Below are 13,748 nucleotides of genomic sequence, written 5' to 3' on the forward strand. Positions count from 1 at the left end.
CCGTTCCCTGGTTACCAGACGTAGGCGAGGACTTCCCCACCCACGCCCTTCTTGCCGGCCTGCTTGTCGGTGAGGAGCCCGTGCGACGTGGAGATGATCGCCACGCCCAGGCCGCCGAGCACCTTCGGCAGGTTGGTGGACTTTGCGTAGACCCGCAGGCCCGGCTTCGAAATCCGCTTGATGCCGGCGATCGAGCGCTCGCGGTTCGGACCGAACTTCAGCTCGAGGGTGAGGTTCTTGCCGACCTCGGCGTCCTCGACCTTCCAGCCGGTGATGTAGCCCTCCTGCTGGAGGATCTCCGCGATGTGCGACTTGATCTTGCTGTGCGGCATCACGACGGAGTCGTGGTACGCCGAGTTCGCGTTTCGCAGACGCGTCAGCATGTCTGCGATCGGATCGGTCATGGTCATGATGGCCTTCGGCCTCTCTCGCCGGGGTTTCCTGTATGCGCCATCCCTCTCACCCATCTCACGGTGGGCACGGGTGCGGCGCGGGGACCTACGGCGTAGTAAGGATTCTGGGCGGCGAGCGCCCAACCCTTCCACTCTACGGGAGTGAACGGGCGGGGCTCGCCATCCATTGCTTACCGAGAGCCCGGTTACCAGCCTTTACAGGCTGATTACCAGGAGCTCTTGGTCACGCCCGGCAGCTCGCCACGGTGAGCCATCTCACGAAGGCACACGCGGCACAGGCCGAACTTGCGGTACACGGAGTGCGGACGGCCGCAGCGCTGGCAGCGGGTGTAGCCGCGCACGCCGAACTTCGGCTTGCGGGCGGCCTTCGCAATGAGAGCCTTCTTCGCCACGGCTCACGCCTCCTTGAACGGGAAGCCGAGGTGACGCAGCAGGGCCCGGCCCTCTTCGTCGTTGGTCGCCGTGGTCACCACGGTGATGTCCATACCCCGGACGCGGTCGATCTTGTCCTGGTCGATCTCGTGGAACATGACCTGCTCCGTGAGACCGAAGGTGTAGTTGCCCCGGCCGTCGAACTGCTTCGGCGACAGACCGCGGAAGTCGCGGATGCGCGGCAGCGCGAGCGACACCAGGCGGTCCAGGAACTCCCACATGCGGTCACCGCGGAGGGTGACGTGGGCACCGATCGGCTGGCCCTCACGCAGCTTGAACTGCGCGATGGACTTACGGGCCTTGGTGACGGCCGGCTTCTGGCCGGTGATCGTGGTGAGGTCGCGGATGGCGCCCTCGATCAGCTTGGAGTCGCGGGCGGCGTCGCCCACACCCATGTTGACCACGACCTTGGTGAGGCCCGGGATCTGCATGACGTTCCCGTACGAGAACTGCTCCTGCAGCTTGCCCTGGATCTCTTCGCGGTAGCGCGTCTTGAGACGCGGTGCGTTGGTGGTGGCAGTCATCAGATGTCCTCACCGGTCCGCTTGGCAACGCGGATCTTGTTGCCCTCGTCGTCGAAGCGGTACCCGACGCGGGTGACAACCTTGTTGCCGTCCTTCTCCACCACGAGCTGGACGTTGCTCACGTGGATCGGGGCCTCGGTCGTCACGATGCCGCCGGTCTTCGACCCACGAGCGGTCTGTCCGGCCTTGGTGTGCTTCTTGACCCGGTTGACACCCTCGACCAGGACCCGGTCCTCGCGGGGGAAGGCCGCGATGACCTTGCCCTGCTTGCCCTTGTCCTTACCGGTGATGACCTGGACCAGGTCGCCCTTCTTGATCTTCATCGGTTACAGCACCTCCGGCGCGAGGGAGATGATCTTCATGAACTTCTTCTCGCGCAGCTCACGGCCCACGGGGCCGAAAATACGGGTGCCGCGGGGGTCGCCATCGTTCTTGAGGATGACGGCCGCGTTCTCGTCGAAGCGGATGTACGAACCGTCCGGGCGGCGGCGCTCCTTCACGGTGCGCACGATGACCGCCTTGACGACGTCACCCTTCTTCACGTTGCCACCGGGGATCGCGTCCTTCACGGTGGCGACGATGACGTCACCAATGCCCGCGTAGCGGCGACCCGAGCCACCGAGAACACGGATGCAAAGGATTTCCTTCGCCCCCGTGTTGTCGGCGACGCGCAGTCGCGACTCCTGCTGGATCACGTCTATCTCCTGATCGTCTGCCGGTTCCCGGCAGGGGCTCGGCACTTACCGTGCGAGCCCCTGCCAAGCCTGGCGGAACTGTCCTGCGGGCTTGCCCCGCAGGAATTACTTGGCCTTCTCGAGGATCTCGACGACGCGCCAGCGCTTCGTCGCGGACAGCGGCCGGGTCTCCATGAGGAGGACGCGGTCGCCGACACCCGCGGCGTTCTGCTCGTCGTGCGCCTTGAGCTTGTTGGTACGGCGGATGACCTTGCCGTACAGCGCGTGCTTGACGCGGTCCTCGACGGCGACGACGACGGTCTTGTCCATCTTGTCGCTGACGACCAGACCCTCACGGGTCTTGCGGAAGCCGCGGCTCTGCGTTGCGTTCTCAGTCACATTCGTCTCGCTCATCAGGCGCTCTCCACCGTCTCGATGCCGAGCTCGCGCTCCCGCATCAGGGTGTAGATCCGGGCGATGTCCTTGCGGACGGCCTTCAGCCGGCCGTGGTTCTCGAGCTGTCCGGTCGCCGCCTGGAAACGGAGGTTGAACAGCTCTTCCTTGGCCTCACGGAGCTTGCCAACGAGGTCCTCGTTGTTCAGCTCACGCAGCTCGGACGCCTTGGTACCGGCCGCCATCACGACTCACCTGCCTCGCGCCGCACGATCCGGCACTTCATCGGGAGCTTGTGAGCAGCGCGGGTGAGCGCCTCACGCGCAGTCTTCTCGTTCGGGTAGGACAGCTCGAACATCACCCGACCGGGCTTGACGTTCGCGACCCACCACTCCGGCGAGCCCTTACCGGAACCCATGCGGGTCTCGGCGGGCTTCTTCGTCAGCGGACGGTCCGGGTAGATGTTGATCCAGACCTTGCCGCCACGCTTGATGTGGCGGGTCATCGCGATACGAGCGGCCTCGATCTGACGGTTCGTGACGTACGCCGGGGTGACGGCCTGGATGCCGTACTCCCCGAACGCCAGCTCCGTGCCGCCCTTGGCCATGCCGGACCGCTTGGGGTGGTGCTGCTTGCGGTGCTTGACCCTGCGAGGGATCAGCATGTCGGTCAGGCCTCCGTTCCGGTGCTCTCAGCAGCCGGAGCAGCGGCGGCGGCCTCGGCCTTGGGGGCCTCGGCAGCGGCGTTCTGCTGCTGCGGCTTACGGCCACGGCCGCCACGCTCGCCACCACGGCGCTGCGGACGGTCGCTGCCGCGCGACGGGCGGTTGCCGGCGCGGGCGGCGGCGTTCTCGGCGCGGACCTCGGCGATGTTCTTGACGTCGCCCTTGTAGATCCACACCTTGACGCCGATGCGGCCGAAGGTGGTCTTGGCCTCGAAGAAGCCGTAGTCGACGTTCGCGCGGAGCGTGTGCAGGGGCACGCGGCCCTCGCGGTAGAACTCCGAGCGGGACATCTCGGCGCCGCCGAGACGGCCACCACACTGGATCTTGATGCCCTTGGCACCGGCCTTCATCGAGCTCTGCATGCTCTTACGCATCGCACGACGGAAGGAGACGCGGGAGGACAGCTGCTCGGCGACGGCCTGGGCCACCAGCTGAGCGTCCACCTCGGGGTTCTTGACCTCGAGGATGTTCAGCTGCACCTGCTTGCCGGTGAGCTTCTCCAGCTCGCCGCGGATACGGTCGGCCTCCGCGCCGCGGCGGCCGATGACGATGCCCGGCCGGGCGGTGTGGATGTCGACGCGGACGCGGTCACGGGTGCGCTCGATCTCCACCTTGGAGATACCGGCGCGCTCCATGCCCTTCGTCATCATCCGGCGGATGGCGACGTCTTCCTTGACGTAGTCCTTGTACAGCTTGTCGGCGTACCAACGCGACTTGAAGTCGGTGGTGATGCCGAGCCGGAACCCGTGCGGGTTAACCTTCTGGCCCATTACCGGGTTCCTTCCTTGCTGCTGACGACCACGGTGATGTGGCTGGTCCGCTTGCGGATCCGGTAGGCGCGGCCCTGGGCGCGCGGACGGAAACGCTTCAGGGTCGGGCCCTCGTCGACATAGGCCTCGGAGATGACGAGGCTGTCGGCGTCGGTGTGGTCGTAGTTGTGCGCGGCGTTGGCGATGGCGCTGTCCAGCACCTTGCCGACCGGCACGCTCGCGGCCTGCGGGGCGAAACGCAGGACCGCCTGAGCCTCCGTGGCATTCATGCCACGGATGAGGTCCACCACGCGGCGGGCCTTCATGGGCGTGACGCGGATGTACCGCGCCTGGGCCCTGGCTTCCATGGTTGTCCCTTCGGTGTCTGTCATGAGTCTCTTCCGCCGATCAGCGACGACGCGACTTGCGGTCGTCCTTCTCGTGGCCGCGGAAGGTGCGGGTCGGCGCGAACTCGCCGAGCTTGTGGCCGACCATCGACTCGGTGACGAACACCGGGACGTGCTTGCGGCCGTCGTGCACCGCGATCGTGTGGCCGAGCATGGCCGGGACGATCATCGAGCGGCGGGACCAGGTCTTGATGACGTTCTTGGTGCCGGCTTCGTTCTGCGTGTCCACCTTCTTGCTCAGGTGGTCGTCGACGAAGGGCCCCTTCTTGAGACTACGCGGCATCTAAACCCGCTCCTAGCGCTTCTTGTTCGTCTTGCGGCGGCGGACGATGTACTTGTTGCTGGCCTTCTTCGGCGAGCGAGTACGGCCCTCCTTCTGACCCCACGGCGAGACCGGGTGGCGACCACCGGAGGTCTTGCCCTCACCACCACCGTGCGGGTGGTCGACGGGGTTCATGACCACACCACGAACGGTCGGGCGGACGCCCTTCCAGCGCATGCGGCCGGCCTTGCCCCAGTTGATGTTCGACTGCTCGGCGTTGCCGACCTCGCCGACGGTGGCGCGGCAGCGGACGTCGACCAGGCGGATCTCACCGGACGGCATGCGGAGGTGGGCCATGGAGCCCTCCTTCGCCAGCAGCTGCACGGAGGCACCCGCGGAACGGGCGAACTTCGCGCCGCCACCGGGCCGCAGCTCGATCGCGTGGAGCGTGGTACCGACCGGGATGTTGCGCAGCGACAGGTTGTTGCCCGGCTTGATGTCGGCCCCGGGGCCGTTCTCGATCCGGTCGCCCTGCTTCAGGCCACGCGGGGCGAGGATGTAGCGCTTCTCGCCGTCCACGTAGTGCAGCAGCGCGATGCGCGCGGTGCGGTTGGGGTCGTACTCGATGTGCGCGACCTTCGCCGGGACGCCGTCCTTGTCGTGACGGCGGAAGTCGATCACGCGGTACGCACGCTTGTGACCGCCACCCTGGTGGCGGACCGTGACGCGACCGGCGTTGTTACGACCGCCCTTGCTGTGCAGCGGGCGGACCAGCGACTTCTCCGGCGTGGACCGCGTGATCTCGACGAAGTCGGCGACGCTGGAGCCACGACGGCCCGGGGTCGTCGGCTTGTACTTGCGGATACCCATTTCTCAGTCCTCGGAATATTCCGGACTTCTGGACGATTCCGGCCTCCGTCAGGAGGTCGGGCCGCCGAAGATGTCGATACGGTCGCCCTCGGCAAGGGTCACGATGGCGCGCTTGGTGTCCTTGCGCTTGCCGTAACCGGTGCGGGTGCGCTTGCGCTTGCCCTGCCGGTTGATCGTGTTGACCCCGGTGACCTTGACCGAGAAGACCGCCTCGACGGCCTGCTTGATCTGGGTCTTGTTCGCGCGCGGGTCGACGATGAACGTGTACTTGTTCTCGTCCAGCAGCGCGTAGCTCTTCTCCGAGACCACCGGCTTGACGAGAACGTCGCGGGGGTCGGTGAAGGTCTTGCTGGTGACAGCGGTCGCCTCACTCATCAGGCGGCGCTCCCTTCGGTCTTCTCAGCGGCCTTGGGACCAGCCACGAAGGACTCGAAGGCGGCCTTGGTGAAGACCACGTCATCGGAGACGAGCACGTCGTACGTGTTCAGCTGGCCCGGCTCCAGGATGTGCACCTGGGGCAGGTTGCGGGCGGACAGCCACGCGGCCTCGTCGCTCCGCTCGGCGACCAGCAGCACGTGCTTGCGCTCGCTGATCTTGCCCAGCAGGGCCTTCGCGGCCTTGGTGGAGATGTCGCCCTCGACCACGCCGGTCACGACGTGAACGCGGCTGTGGCGCGCCCGGTCCGAGAGGGCTCCGCGCAGCGCGGCGGCCTTCATCTTCTTCGGGGTGCGCTGGCTGTAGTCGCGCGGCACGGGGCCGTGCACGACGCCACCGCCGGCGAACTGCGGCGCCCGGGTCGAACCCTGACGGGCCCGGCCGGTGCCCTTCTGGCGGTACGGCTTCTTGCCACCGCCGCGGACTTCACCGCGGGTCTTGGTCTTGTGCGTGCCCTGACGGGCAGCGGCCAGCTGGGCGACGACGACCTGGTGGATCAGCGGAATGCTGACCTGCGCGTCGAAGATCTCCGTGGGGAGCTCGACGGTCCCGGCCTTGTCGCCCGCCGGCGAAAGGATGTCAATGGTGCTCATCGGTTACCTCAGGCCCCCTTGGCCGCGGTACGGACCAGGACGAGGCCGCCGTTCGGACCAGGAACCGCTCCCTTGATCAGGAGCAGACCCTTCTCCGCGTCAACGGCATGGACGGTCAGGTTCTGGGTGGTGACCCGCTCGTTGCCCATGCGGCCCGCCATGCGCAGGCCCTTGAACACGCGGCCCGGGGTGGCGCAGCCACCGATCGAGCCCGGCGAGCGGTGCTTGCGCTGGGTGCCGTGGCCGGCGCCGAGGCCGCCGAAGCCGTGGCGCTTCATGACACCGGCGGTGCCCTTGCCCTTGCTGGTGCCGGTCACGTCGACCTTCACACCGGACTCGAACACCTCGGCGGTGACCTCCTGGCCGAGCGTGTACTCGCTGGCGTCAGCGGTACGCAGCTCCACCAGGTGGCGGCGCGGGGTGACGTCCGCCTTGGCGAAGTGGCCCTTGAGGGGCTTGTTCACCTTGCGGGGGTCGATCTCGCCGAAGGCGATCTGGACGGCGTCGTAGCCGTCGGCGTCATCGGTACGGACCTGGGTCACGACGCAGGGACCGGCCTTGACGACGGTGACCGGGACGACACGGTTGTTCTCGTCCCAGACCTGCGTCATGCCGAGCTTCTCGCCCAGGACGCCCTTGATCTGCTTAGCCATCTCGCGCGTCACCTCAGAGCTTGATCTCGATGTCGACGCCCGCCGGCAGGTCGAGACGCATGAGCGAGTCGACGGTCTTCGGCGTGGGGTCGAGGATGTCGATGAGGCGCTTGTGCGTACGCATCTCGAAGTGCTCGCGCGAGTCCTTGTACTTGTGCGGCGACTTGATGACGCAGTACACGTTCTTCTCTGTGGGCAGCGGCACCGGGCCCGCGACCGACGCACCAGTGCGGGTCACCGTCTCGACGATCTTCTTCGCCGAGGAGTCGATGACCTCGTGGTCGTAGGCCTTGAGCCGGATGCGGATCTTCTGTCCCGCCATGGCTACTTCGTAGTCCTGTCTCTCGTAACGCTCTGGGACCCGGTGGCGTTCGCGGCCCTTCCCCCACTCCCGACCCACGCGGTCGGGCGTGTCGCGCCCCTTCTCGTAAATCTCCACAGAAGAGATCCCTGGTGAAGGGGGTTGGTCAGGGGAGAGAGTCACCCACCGGGCGCCTGGCTGGGGCCCCGCTGACACTTCCCGGAAGATTCCCGTACTTCCGCCCCTGATCAGGGACGACGAGTACTGCGGGACTCGCTTCCAGTCCTCCCGGCGGGAGGCGCGCAGCATCGGCACTCAACCGAGCAACCCGGACAGTCTGCCATACGAGGCCCAGCCTCCGCGAATCGGCCCTGGAGCGTACCCCGCCCCCGCCTCACCGAACCACGACCACCCGATCCGCCCCCATCGGGTTTCCCCGGCATCATCTGCCTCGCCCCCGGCGTGGTGTGCTTCCGCGAGGCACCGTGGTGCGGCGGCCGACGCCCGCGGTACCTTTCCCGGCGCGCCGGGAAAATGGGGGAAAGAGGGGGGATCGGGATGGCCGGGGTACCACTGCGGGTGGACATCTTACGGGCGGGCGAGGAGCACGTGGAGCAGATCGCCCGGCTCGCCGCGTCACGGAGCCTGGACGGGCCGGGCGGCGCTCAGAGCTCGACCGAGGGCGGTTTCCTGGTCTCGGCGTACACCGATGCCGACTACCGCTCCCGGCTGACGACCGCCGAGCACTTCTATGTGGCGGTCAAGGGCGGACAGGTCCTGGCGTTCCTGCTCGCGTACAGCTCCGACCGGGTCGAGCCGGACGAGTGGCTGAACCGCCGGATCAAGACGGCGCTGGGCGACTTCCTCGTGATCAAGCAGATCTGCGTGGCCCGCGAGGCGGCGCGGGCCGGGATCGCCTCGATGCTCTATTACCACGTGCTCGACCAGTGGAACGAGAGCCCCGTGATCGCCGCAGTGGTCAACGACCCGCCCAACGACGCGTCCGCGCGCTTCCACCACAAGCTCGGCTTCCAGGAGCTGACCCGGATGACCCCGCCGGACGGGCTGCCTCGGGTGGTGTGGGTCTGGCGCAAGCCGCGCGAGGCGATGCTGCACGCGCAGTACGGGATCGCGGTGGACCTCTACAAGCACGAAGACAGCTTGAACTGGCAGAAGTTGAACAACTTCTTCTACATCACGGCGGGCCTCGCGGCCGCCACCGCCTTCTGCCTCGGCAAGGAGGGCGCGGGCGGCACCCTGGGCACGGCGCTGGCGATCATCATCTCGGTCATCGGCTTCGGGGTATCGCTGGGCTTCTCGCAGATGCTGCGCTTCGGACGTCAGTACCTCCTGGCGCGCAAGGAGGCGGTGATCGAGCTCGAGGAGTACATGGCCTGGCACGGCGGCGAGCGGATAGTCAACCGCCGCACCAGCGACCCCGGCTCCGCGTATCTGAAGGTGTCGCCCACCGGAGCGATCATGATGCTGCTGCCGGTGCTGGTGGCGGTCTGCTGGCTGGCGGTGCTCGTGGCGCTGGTCACCCACTGAGGCCGGCAAACCTGTCAGGTCCGCCGCTGCCTGTGATGTGACCCACAGTGGGCAACCCGGCCGCGTCCCCACCGCGTTTCGGCGTGCGTGGATCACACGAAGGATCGGCTTCGAATCACGCGAGGGCGGCATGGCGGGCGGCGACTGGACCGAGTTCGAGGAGTTCGTCGCCGCCTGCGGGCCACGGCTGCTGCGGTCCGCCTGGTTCCTGACCGGCGACCGGCATCTGGCCGAGGACCTGCTGCAGAGCGCCCTGGCCCGGGTCTGGCCGAAGTGGGGACGGATCGCCGAGGAGAACCCCGAGGCGTACGTCCGCCGCACCCTGGTCCATCTGCACGCGTCCTGGTGGCGGCGGCACTGGCGGCGCGAGGTGCCCCACTCGGAGCTGCCCGAACCGTCCCCCCGGGGCGGCCCGTCCGGGCCGTATCCCCAGGTCGGGGAGGTGGACCAGGGGCGGGCGATCATCGGGCTGCTGCGGCTGCTGCCCCGGCGGCAGCGCGAGGTCGTCGTGCTGCGCTATCTGGAGGACCTGAGCGTGGAGCAGACCGCCGCGGTGCTGGGCTGCTCCACCGGCACGGTCAAGAGCCAGGCGTCGAAGGCCCTGAGCACGCTGCGCACCCGATTACCCGGGCTCGATCCCGGGCTCGTGCCCGCCCCGGAGCCGGTCCGCGGCCGCGCCGCGCCGAAGTGAGGTGAGGACCGTGGCGATGAACGACGAGGGCGCCCGGGAGCTGGCCCGCGCCGCGGCCGGGCTGCGGCGGCTCGCGGACGCCGACACCCCGCCGCTGACCGCGCCGGAGGACCGGATGGAGCGGGTACGGCACCGGGTGGTGCGGGCCCGCAGGCGGCGCACCGCGGTCGTGGCCGCCCCGATGGTGGTCGCGCTGATCGCGGGGGCGGTGTCGCTGGCCACCGGGGTGCGCGACGGCCGGCCCGCCGGGCCCGGCGGCACCACACCGGCCACGGCGCCCGCCCCGGACCGGACGGCGGCGCCGCGGAAGGTGCTGCGGCTGCCGGACATCGCGGGCGGCATGGACCTGCGGGTGTCCGTGCCCGGCGACTGGCGGGTGCCACGGCCGCGCCGGGTGGACGGTACGAGCACACCGGCGAGCGAGACGTACGTCCTGGCGGGCCCGGCGGCGGACGAGACGTCGAGCACGGCGGCGGGCACGGTGTCGAGACCGCCGAGCACCCTGGGGAGCACGGCGTCGACCGTCTCGCCGAACCCCGGCGGCACCGGGTGCGGCGATCCGCTCAAGGAAGCCCTCTACGGCCCCGAGCTGTGCCTGCCGGTGAACCGGCTCCCGGAGAACAGCGCCCTGGTGCTGTGGCGCCGGGAGTCCTACGACCGGCCGGAGAAGCGGCTGCCCGTACGGCGGTCGGACCCCACCCCGGTCTGCCGGGAACTGGGCGGCACCGCGTTCCTCAGCCTGCGGCAGCCGCTGCCCGAACACCCCGACAGCACGGTCGCCGCGTACGCCTGCCTCGCCTCCGCGGACCCCACCCTCGTCGAGCACGTCAAGGACGCGCTCACCTCGGCCCGCTTCTCCTGAACCGGTCCACGCTTCCGTCCCCCTTCCCTTGGAGCACCCCCCGCCATGACCGTCACCGAACACCAGTCCGCCGAGCGGTCCGCCCGGCCCTCGCACCGCCGTTCGTCCCGGCGCCGCCGACGGCGGCGGTCGCCGGTGGTGCCGCTGCTGATCGGCGCGGCGGTGGCGTCCGGGGCCCTGCTGGCCGCCTACGTGGTGTCACCGGGCGACGGGGGCGGCGTACGGGCGGCCCCCGCGAACTCCCCGGCGGCGCGCCGGTCCCCGGCCGCCGGCCACTCCCCCACCGCCCCGCCGTCGGCTCCGCCCTCCCGGTCCTCCCGCGACGCCGGACCCACGCGCCCCGCCGCGCCCACGTCCCCCGCGGCGCCCACCTCCCCCGCCGGGACCGGCACGTTCACCACCGCGAAGGCGTCCGGCAAGGTGGTCGGCGACGGCGGCGCGGTGCGGCGGTTCAAGGTGCAGGTGGAGGAGGGCACGGGCGTCGACGCGAAGCAGGCCGCGGACGAGATATCCGCGGTCCTCGCGGACGAACGCGGCTGGACCAGGGACCGGAAGCACTCCTTCCAGCTGGTCTCCGGCGGCAGCTACGACTTCGAGGTGAAGATCGCCACCCCGGACACGGTCGACTACATCTGCGGCCAGGCCGGCCTCAAGACCCACGGCGAGGTCAACTGTGCCAACGGAACGCAGGTCATGGTCAATCTCAAGCGCTGGAACACCGGTTCCCCCGAGTTCGACGGCCCCATCGGCGAGTACCGGGCGCTGATCATCAATCATGAGGTGGGCCACCGCATCGGCCACGGCCATGAGACCTGCCCGGGCAAGGGAAAGCCCGCCCCGGCGATGATGCAGCAGATAGACGGGCTGAAGGGCTGCGTCGCCAACGCCTGGCCCTACACCAGGGCCGGGAGGTACCTCGGCGGCCCCTCGGTCGCCTGAGCCGGCACCGGGCGGCGCGTTCGAGTTGTGACCGACGCCTCCCGGCTATCGGACAACCTTTGAAGATCATCGGCCGTCCCTTATCACGTGGAAGCAGCCGGAGATTACGCGCTGCACAAGTGACAGGGTCACCAAATTGAACAGTCGATGGACTCTGCCCGCGCGCACGACACGCAGGCATGCACTGGCCGCGGTGGCGGCCCTCGGCGCCGCCGCTGCCGCCGCCGGGTGCAGCGGCCGCCCCCTGGCTTCCGCCGCCCCCACCACACCGGCCCGGACGACCAGCAGCCCGGGGGCCGCCGAGCCGTTCACCTCGGCGGCCGGGGACAAGCGGGCCACCCTGCTCCAGGTCATGGCCCACCCCGATGACGACCTGTACTTCATGAACCCCGACAACGAGCACGTCCTGCGCTCCGGGGTTCCCGTGGTGAGCGTGTACGTCACGGCGGGCGAGGCGTTAGGCCTCAACCGGGTGCCCGGGCGGCCGCTGCCGACGCCGGACAAGGCCGCGTACTCCGCCGCCCGCCACCAGGGGCTGCGCCAGGCGTACGCGCAGATGCTGGGCCTGCACCAGTTCACGCCGTGGCACCGGTCGGTGCTCAACCTGCCGGGCGGCGTCAAGGCGGAGACGAACGTGCTCGCCAACGGCGCCCGCCGAGTACGGCTGATCTTCCTCAACATCGCCATGCTGTCCGAGGGCCACCAGCGCATGCCCGACCTGTGGGACACCCCGGGCGCCGTCATGCGGACGCTGCTGGCCGAGGGCTCCCCGGTGGCGCACCCCAGTTCGTACGTCCACCAGACCCTCGTCGACGTGCTCGCCGAGATCATGGACCGCTACCGGCCCACGCTGATCCACACCCTCGACCCCGACCCCGACTTCCAGATCCACGACGCGCTGCACCCCAAGGACAACGACCAGCCCGGCTGCTCGGACCACCGGGACCACACCCCGGTCGCGCTGTTCACCTGGAAGGCGATCGCGCAGTGGGCCGCCGAGTCCACCCGCCGGGACAAGCAGGCGCCGCGCTTCACCACCACGTCCTTCCGCGGCTACTACAACCAGCGCTGGCCGCACAATCTGCCGCCCGCCGTGCTGGCCCAGAAGGCGCGCGTCATCAAGGCGTACGGCGGCTCCCCCGAGTGGGAGTGCGGTGACGCCGCGGGCTGCGGCGACTACGGCCAGGGCGGCGTGCGGCCGCTGCGGAACCGCAAGGGCTGGATCCGCTCCACCCACTACCGCTACCCCAGCGCCCTGCCCACCCCCACCACCGACCGCGAGGGCCGCCTCGTCGCGTACGGCGTCCTCGGCACCCAGGCCGTCCGGTGGCGCGAGACCGCCCGCGGCAGCGGGCGGTTCGGGGCGCCGCTCGGGCTCGGCGGCGGGCCGCTGGCCCCCGCGCTGACCGCCGTGACGGACAGCGCCGGACGCCACGTCCTGCTCGCGCTGCGGTTCGCGGCGCTGGACGGCCAGGGCGGGGCCAACCTGCGCGAGGTCGTGGCGCTCGAACAGAGCCGCCCGAACGGGCCGTTCCGCGCCTGGACCGGACTCGGCACCCCCGAGGCCAACCCGCAGCACGGCCGCCGCGTCGGCTGCCCCGCCGCGGTCGCCACCCCGGACGGGAAGATCCACCTCTTCGTGCGGACCGCCGAGAAGGCCCTCGCCACCCGGGTACGGGACGCGGACGGCCGCTGGGGGCCCTGGGAACGGCTCGGCGGCGCGGAGATCCAGGACGGGCTGACCGCCCTGGTCGACCGCGAGGGCCGCGCCCATGTCGTCGCCCCGGGCCGCGACACCGTGCACCACTGGTCGCAGGAACAGCCCGGAGGCCCCGTCGCCCTGCGGCCCTCCGCCGGGCTGCCCCGCCCTGGCGGCAACCAGATCGGCGCCGCGATCGCCCCCGACGGCTCGCTCTCGCTGGTCTACCGCACCCCCGCGGCCACCGTGCCCGCCGTCCACGGCACGGAGAACCGCACGCTGCGGCACTTCGAGGGGTACGGGGCCATCGCCGCGCACACCGTGCCCGAGCCCGGCAAGGACGGCGACGACCACAAGGCCGCCACCCTGCTCCTGCTCGGCCGCGGCCTCGACGGCGACGTCCAGGTCCAGTGGGGCACCGGCCCCGGCGACCGCCCGCTGCGCTCCCCCGGCCACCTCACCCCGGTGGGCACCCCCGCCCTGCTGTCCGACCCCGGCCAGGGGGCCTGCGTGGTGGGCATCGCGCCGGACGCCACCCCGTGGATCTGGCGCCCGCGCCCGACGTCCACGGCGTGACGC

General features: G+C 69.9%; 21 protein-coding genes. 5 read left to right on the forward strand and 16 right to left on the reverse strand.

Annotation, left to right across the window (positions count from 1 at the left end; genetic code table 11):
- Nucleotides 1–11: 11 nt before the first annotated feature.
- The 16 genes from rpsH to rpsJ form a co-directional block, all read right to left on the reverse strand.
- On the reverse strand, nucleotides 12–410 hold the full coding sequence (gene rpsH / locus ABZ562_RS23535; RefSeq protein WP_055556099.1) for a 30S ribosomal protein S8: 399 nt from the start codon (nucleotides 408–410) through the stop codon (nucleotides 12–14).
- Nucleotides 411–619: 209 nt separating this feature from the next.
- Nucleotides 620–805, reverse strand: a complete 186-nt coding sequence (locus ABZ562_RS23540) for a type Z 30S ribosomal protein S14 (RefSeq protein ID WP_003948630.1) — start codon at nucleotides 803–805, stop codon at nucleotides 620–622.
- Nucleotides 806–808: 3 nt separating this feature from the next.
- A complete protein-coding gene (gene rplE, locus ABZ562_RS23545) occupies nucleotides 809–1,369 on the reverse strand; it encodes a 50S ribosomal protein L5 (RefSeq protein ID WP_055556097.1) in 561 nt (186 codons plus the stop codon).
- A complete protein-coding gene (gene rplX, locus ABZ562_RS23550) occupies nucleotides 1,369–1,692 on the reverse strand; it encodes a 50S ribosomal protein L24 (protein ID WP_014054173.1) in 324 nt (107 codons plus the stop codon). The genes rplE and rplX overlap by 1 nt, the downstream gene beginning before the upstream one ends.
- Before the next feature lie 3 nt (nucleotides 1,693–1,695).
- Entirely contained in the window at nucleotides 1,696–2,064 is a 369-nt protein-coding gene (gene rplN / locus ABZ562_RS23555) for a 50S ribosomal protein L14 (RefSeq protein WP_003998823.1), read from the reverse strand.
- Nucleotides 2,065–2,169: 105 nt separating this feature from the next.
- Nucleotides 2,170–2,457, reverse strand: coding sequence for a 30S ribosomal protein S17 (rpsQ, locus tag ABZ562_RS23560; RefSeq protein ID WP_055556095.1), 288 nt, complete (start codon nucleotides 2,455–2,457; stop codon nucleotides 2,170–2,172).
- Nucleotides 2,457–2,681 carry a 50S ribosomal protein L29 gene (rpmC, locus tag ABZ562_RS23565; protein ID WP_009715874.1) on the reverse strand — a complete coding sequence of 75 codons (225 nt, stop codon included), beginning with the start codon at nucleotides 2,679–2,681 and terminating at the stop codon, nucleotides 2,457–2,459. The genes rpsQ and rpmC overlap by 1 nt, the downstream gene beginning before the upstream one ends.
- Complete coding sequence (rplP, locus tag ABZ562_RS23570) at nucleotides 2,681–3,100, reverse strand: 50S ribosomal protein L16 (protein ID WP_009715875.1); 420 nt, start codon at nucleotides 3,098–3,100, stop codon at nucleotides 2,681–2,683. The genes rpmC and rplP overlap by 1 nt, the downstream gene beginning before the upstream one ends.
- A 5-nt stretch (nucleotides 3,101–3,105) precedes the next feature.
- Entirely contained in the window at nucleotides 3,106–3,930 is an 825-nt protein-coding gene (gene rpsC, locus ABZ562_RS23575; protein ID WP_055556093.1) for a 30S ribosomal protein S3, read from the reverse strand.
- The gene (gene rplV / locus ABZ562_RS23580) at nucleotides 3,930–4,277 is read right to left on the reverse strand and encodes a 50S ribosomal protein L22 (protein WP_044571671.1); all 348 of its coding nucleotides are present in this window, start codon (nucleotides 4,275–4,277) and stop codon (nucleotides 3,930–3,932) included. Before rplV ends, rpsC begins: the two co-directional genes overlap by 1 nt.
- Nucleotides 4,278–4,317: 40 nt before the next feature.
- Nucleotides 4,318–4,599, reverse strand: coding sequence for a 30S ribosomal protein S19 (rpsS, locus tag ABZ562_RS23585; RefSeq protein ID WP_030016988.1), 282 nt, complete (start codon nucleotides 4,597–4,599; stop codon nucleotides 4,318–4,320).
- A gap of 12 nt (nucleotides 4,600–4,611) precedes the next feature.
- Nucleotides 4,612–5,448: a 50S ribosomal protein L2 gene (gene rplB / locus ABZ562_RS23590; RefSeq protein ID WP_055556091.1), complete on the reverse strand. Its 837-nt coding sequence runs from the start codon at nucleotides 5,446–5,448 to the stop codon at nucleotides 4,612–4,614.
- A 48-nt stretch (nucleotides 5,449–5,496) separates the two neighbouring features.
- Nucleotides 5,497–5,823 (reverse strand): 50S ribosomal protein L23, encoded by a 327-nt coding sequence (rplW, locus tag ABZ562_RS23595; protein WP_009715880.1) that lies wholly within the window; start codon nucleotides 5,821–5,823, stop codon nucleotides 5,497–5,499.
- A complete protein-coding gene (gene rplD, locus ABZ562_RS23600) occupies nucleotides 5,823–6,476 on the reverse strand; it encodes a 50S ribosomal protein L4 (RefSeq protein ID WP_361483018.1) in 654 nt (217 codons plus the stop codon). The genes rplW and rplD overlap by 1 nt, the downstream gene beginning before the upstream one ends.
- 8 nt (nucleotides 6,477–6,484) lie before the next feature.
- A complete protein-coding gene (rplC, locus tag ABZ562_RS23605) occupies nucleotides 6,485–7,129 on the reverse strand; it encodes a 50S ribosomal protein L3 (RefSeq protein WP_361483021.1) in 645 nt (214 codons plus the stop codon).
- Nucleotides 7,130–7,142: 13 nt separating this feature from the next.
- A complete protein-coding gene (rpsJ, locus tag ABZ562_RS23610) occupies nucleotides 7,143–7,451 on the reverse strand; it encodes a 30S ribosomal protein S10 (protein WP_003948644.1) in 309 nt (102 codons plus the stop codon).
- Between the two features lie 537 nt (nucleotides 7,452–7,988).
- On the opposite strand from rpsJ, the gene ABZ562_RS23615 reads away from it, so the two are divergent.
- The 5 genes from ABZ562_RS23615 to ABZ562_RS23635 all read left to right on the forward strand — a co-directional run bounded on the left by ABZ562_RS23615 (nucleotide 7,989) and on the right by ABZ562_RS23635 (nucleotide 13,745).
- Complete coding sequence (locus ABZ562_RS23615) at nucleotides 7,989–8,978, forward strand: GNAT family N-acetyltransferase (protein WP_361483024.1); 990 nt, start codon at nucleotides 7,989–7,991, stop codon at nucleotides 8,976–8,978.
- A gap of 130 nt (nucleotides 8,979–9,108) precedes the next feature.
- Nucleotides 9,109–9,669, forward strand: a complete 561-nt coding sequence (locus tag ABZ562_RS23620; RefSeq protein ID WP_361483027.1) for a SigE family RNA polymerase sigma factor — start codon at nucleotides 9,109–9,111, stop codon at nucleotides 9,667–9,669.
- A 16-nt stretch (nucleotides 9,670–9,685) separates the two neighbouring features.
- A complete protein-coding gene (locus ABZ562_RS23625) occupies nucleotides 9,686–10,531 on the forward strand; it encodes a hypothetical protein (RefSeq protein ID WP_361483096.1) in 846 nt (281 codons plus the stop codon).
- A 45-nt stretch (nucleotides 10,532–10,576) separates the two neighbouring features.
- Complete coding sequence (locus ABZ562_RS23630) at nucleotides 10,577–11,470, forward strand: DUF3152 domain-containing protein (RefSeq protein WP_361483030.1); 894 nt, start codon at nucleotides 10,577–10,579, stop codon at nucleotides 11,468–11,470.
- Nucleotides 11,471–11,663: 193 nt separating this feature from the next.
- Nucleotides 11,664–13,745 (forward strand): PIG-L family deacetylase, encoded by a 2,082-nt coding sequence (locus ABZ562_RS23635; RefSeq protein ID WP_361483033.1) that lies wholly within the window; start codon nucleotides 11,664–11,666, stop codon nucleotides 13,743–13,745.
- Nucleotides 13,746–13,748: the final 3 nt, after the last annotated feature.

It is taken from the genome of Streptomyces sp. NPDC019937 (assembly GCF_040631655.1).
Classification (GTDB): Bacteria; Actinomycetota; Actinomycetes; order Streptomycetales; family Streptomycetaceae; genus Streptomyces.

Excerpts from the sequence above, each read along its gene's own strand:
- rpsH (WP_055556099.1), bottom strand. The coding sequence starts at position 410 with ATGACCATGACCGATCCGATCGCAGACATGCTGACGCGTCTGCGAAAC.
- rpsQ (WP_055556095.1), bottom strand. The coding sequence starts at position 2,457 with ATGAGCGAGACGAATGTGACTGAGAACGCAACGCAGAGCCGCGGCTTC.
- rpmC (WP_009715874.1), bottom strand. The coding sequence starts at position 2,681 with ATGGCGGCCGGTACCAAGGCGTCCGAGCTGCGTGAGCTGAACAACGAG.
- rplE (WP_055556097.1), bottom strand. The coding sequence starts at position 1,369 with ATGACTGCCACCACCAACGCACCGCGTCTCAAGACGCGCTACCGCGAA.
- rpsC (WP_055556093.1), bottom strand. The coding sequence starts at position 3,930 with ATGGGCCAGAAGGTTAACCCGCACGGGTTCCGGCTCGGCATCACCACC.
- rplV (WP_044571671.1), bottom strand. The coding sequence starts at position 4,277 with ATGGAAGCCAGGGCCCAGGCGCGGTACATCCGCGTCACGCCCATGAAG.
- rplC (WP_361483021.1), bottom strand. The coding sequence starts at position 7,129 with ATGGCTAAGCAGATCAAGGGCGTCCTGGGCGAGAAGCTCGGCATGACG.
- ABZ562_RS23615 (WP_361483024.1), top strand. The coding sequence starts at position 7,989 with ATGGCCGGGGTACCACTGCGGGTGGACATCTTACGGGCGGGCGAGGAG.
- rpsJ (WP_003948644.1), bottom strand. The coding sequence starts at position 7,451 with ATGGCGGGACAGAAGATCCGCATCCGGCTCAAGGCCTACGACCACGAG.
- rpsS (WP_030016988.1), bottom strand. The coding sequence starts at position 4,599 with ATGCCGCGTAGTCTCAAGAAGGGGCCCTTCGTCGACGACCACCTGAGC.
- rplB (WP_055556091.1), bottom strand. The coding sequence starts at position 5,448 with ATGGGTATCCGCAAGTACAAGCCGACGACCCCGGGCCGTCGTGGCTCC.
- rplX (WP_014054173.1), bottom strand. The coding sequence starts at position 1,692 with ATGAAGATCAAGAAGGGCGACCTGGTCCAGGTCATCACCGGTAAGGAC.
- rplW (WP_009715880.1), bottom strand. The coding sequence starts at position 5,823 with ATGAGTGAGGCGACCGCTGTCACCAGCAAGACCTTCACCGACCCCCGC.
- rplD (WP_361483018.1), bottom strand. The coding sequence starts at position 6,476 with ATGAGCACCATTGACATCCTTTCGCCGGCGGGCGACAAGGCCGGGACC.
- ABZ562_RS23620 (WP_361483027.1), top strand. The coding sequence starts at position 9,109 with ATGGCGGGCGGCGACTGGACCGAGTTCGAGGAGTTCGTCGCCGCCTGC.
- ABZ562_RS23630 (WP_361483030.1), top strand. The coding sequence starts at position 10,577 with ATGACCGTCACCGAACACCAGTCCGCCGAGCGGTCCGCCCGGCCCTCG.
- rplP (WP_009715875.1), bottom strand. The coding sequence starts at position 3,100 with ATGCTGATCCCTCGCAGGGTCAAGCACCGCAAGCAGCACCACCCCAAG.
- ABZ562_RS23625 (WP_361483096.1), top strand. The coding sequence starts at position 9,686 with ATGAACGACGAGGGCGCCCGGGAGCTGGCCCGCGCCGCGGCCGGGCTG.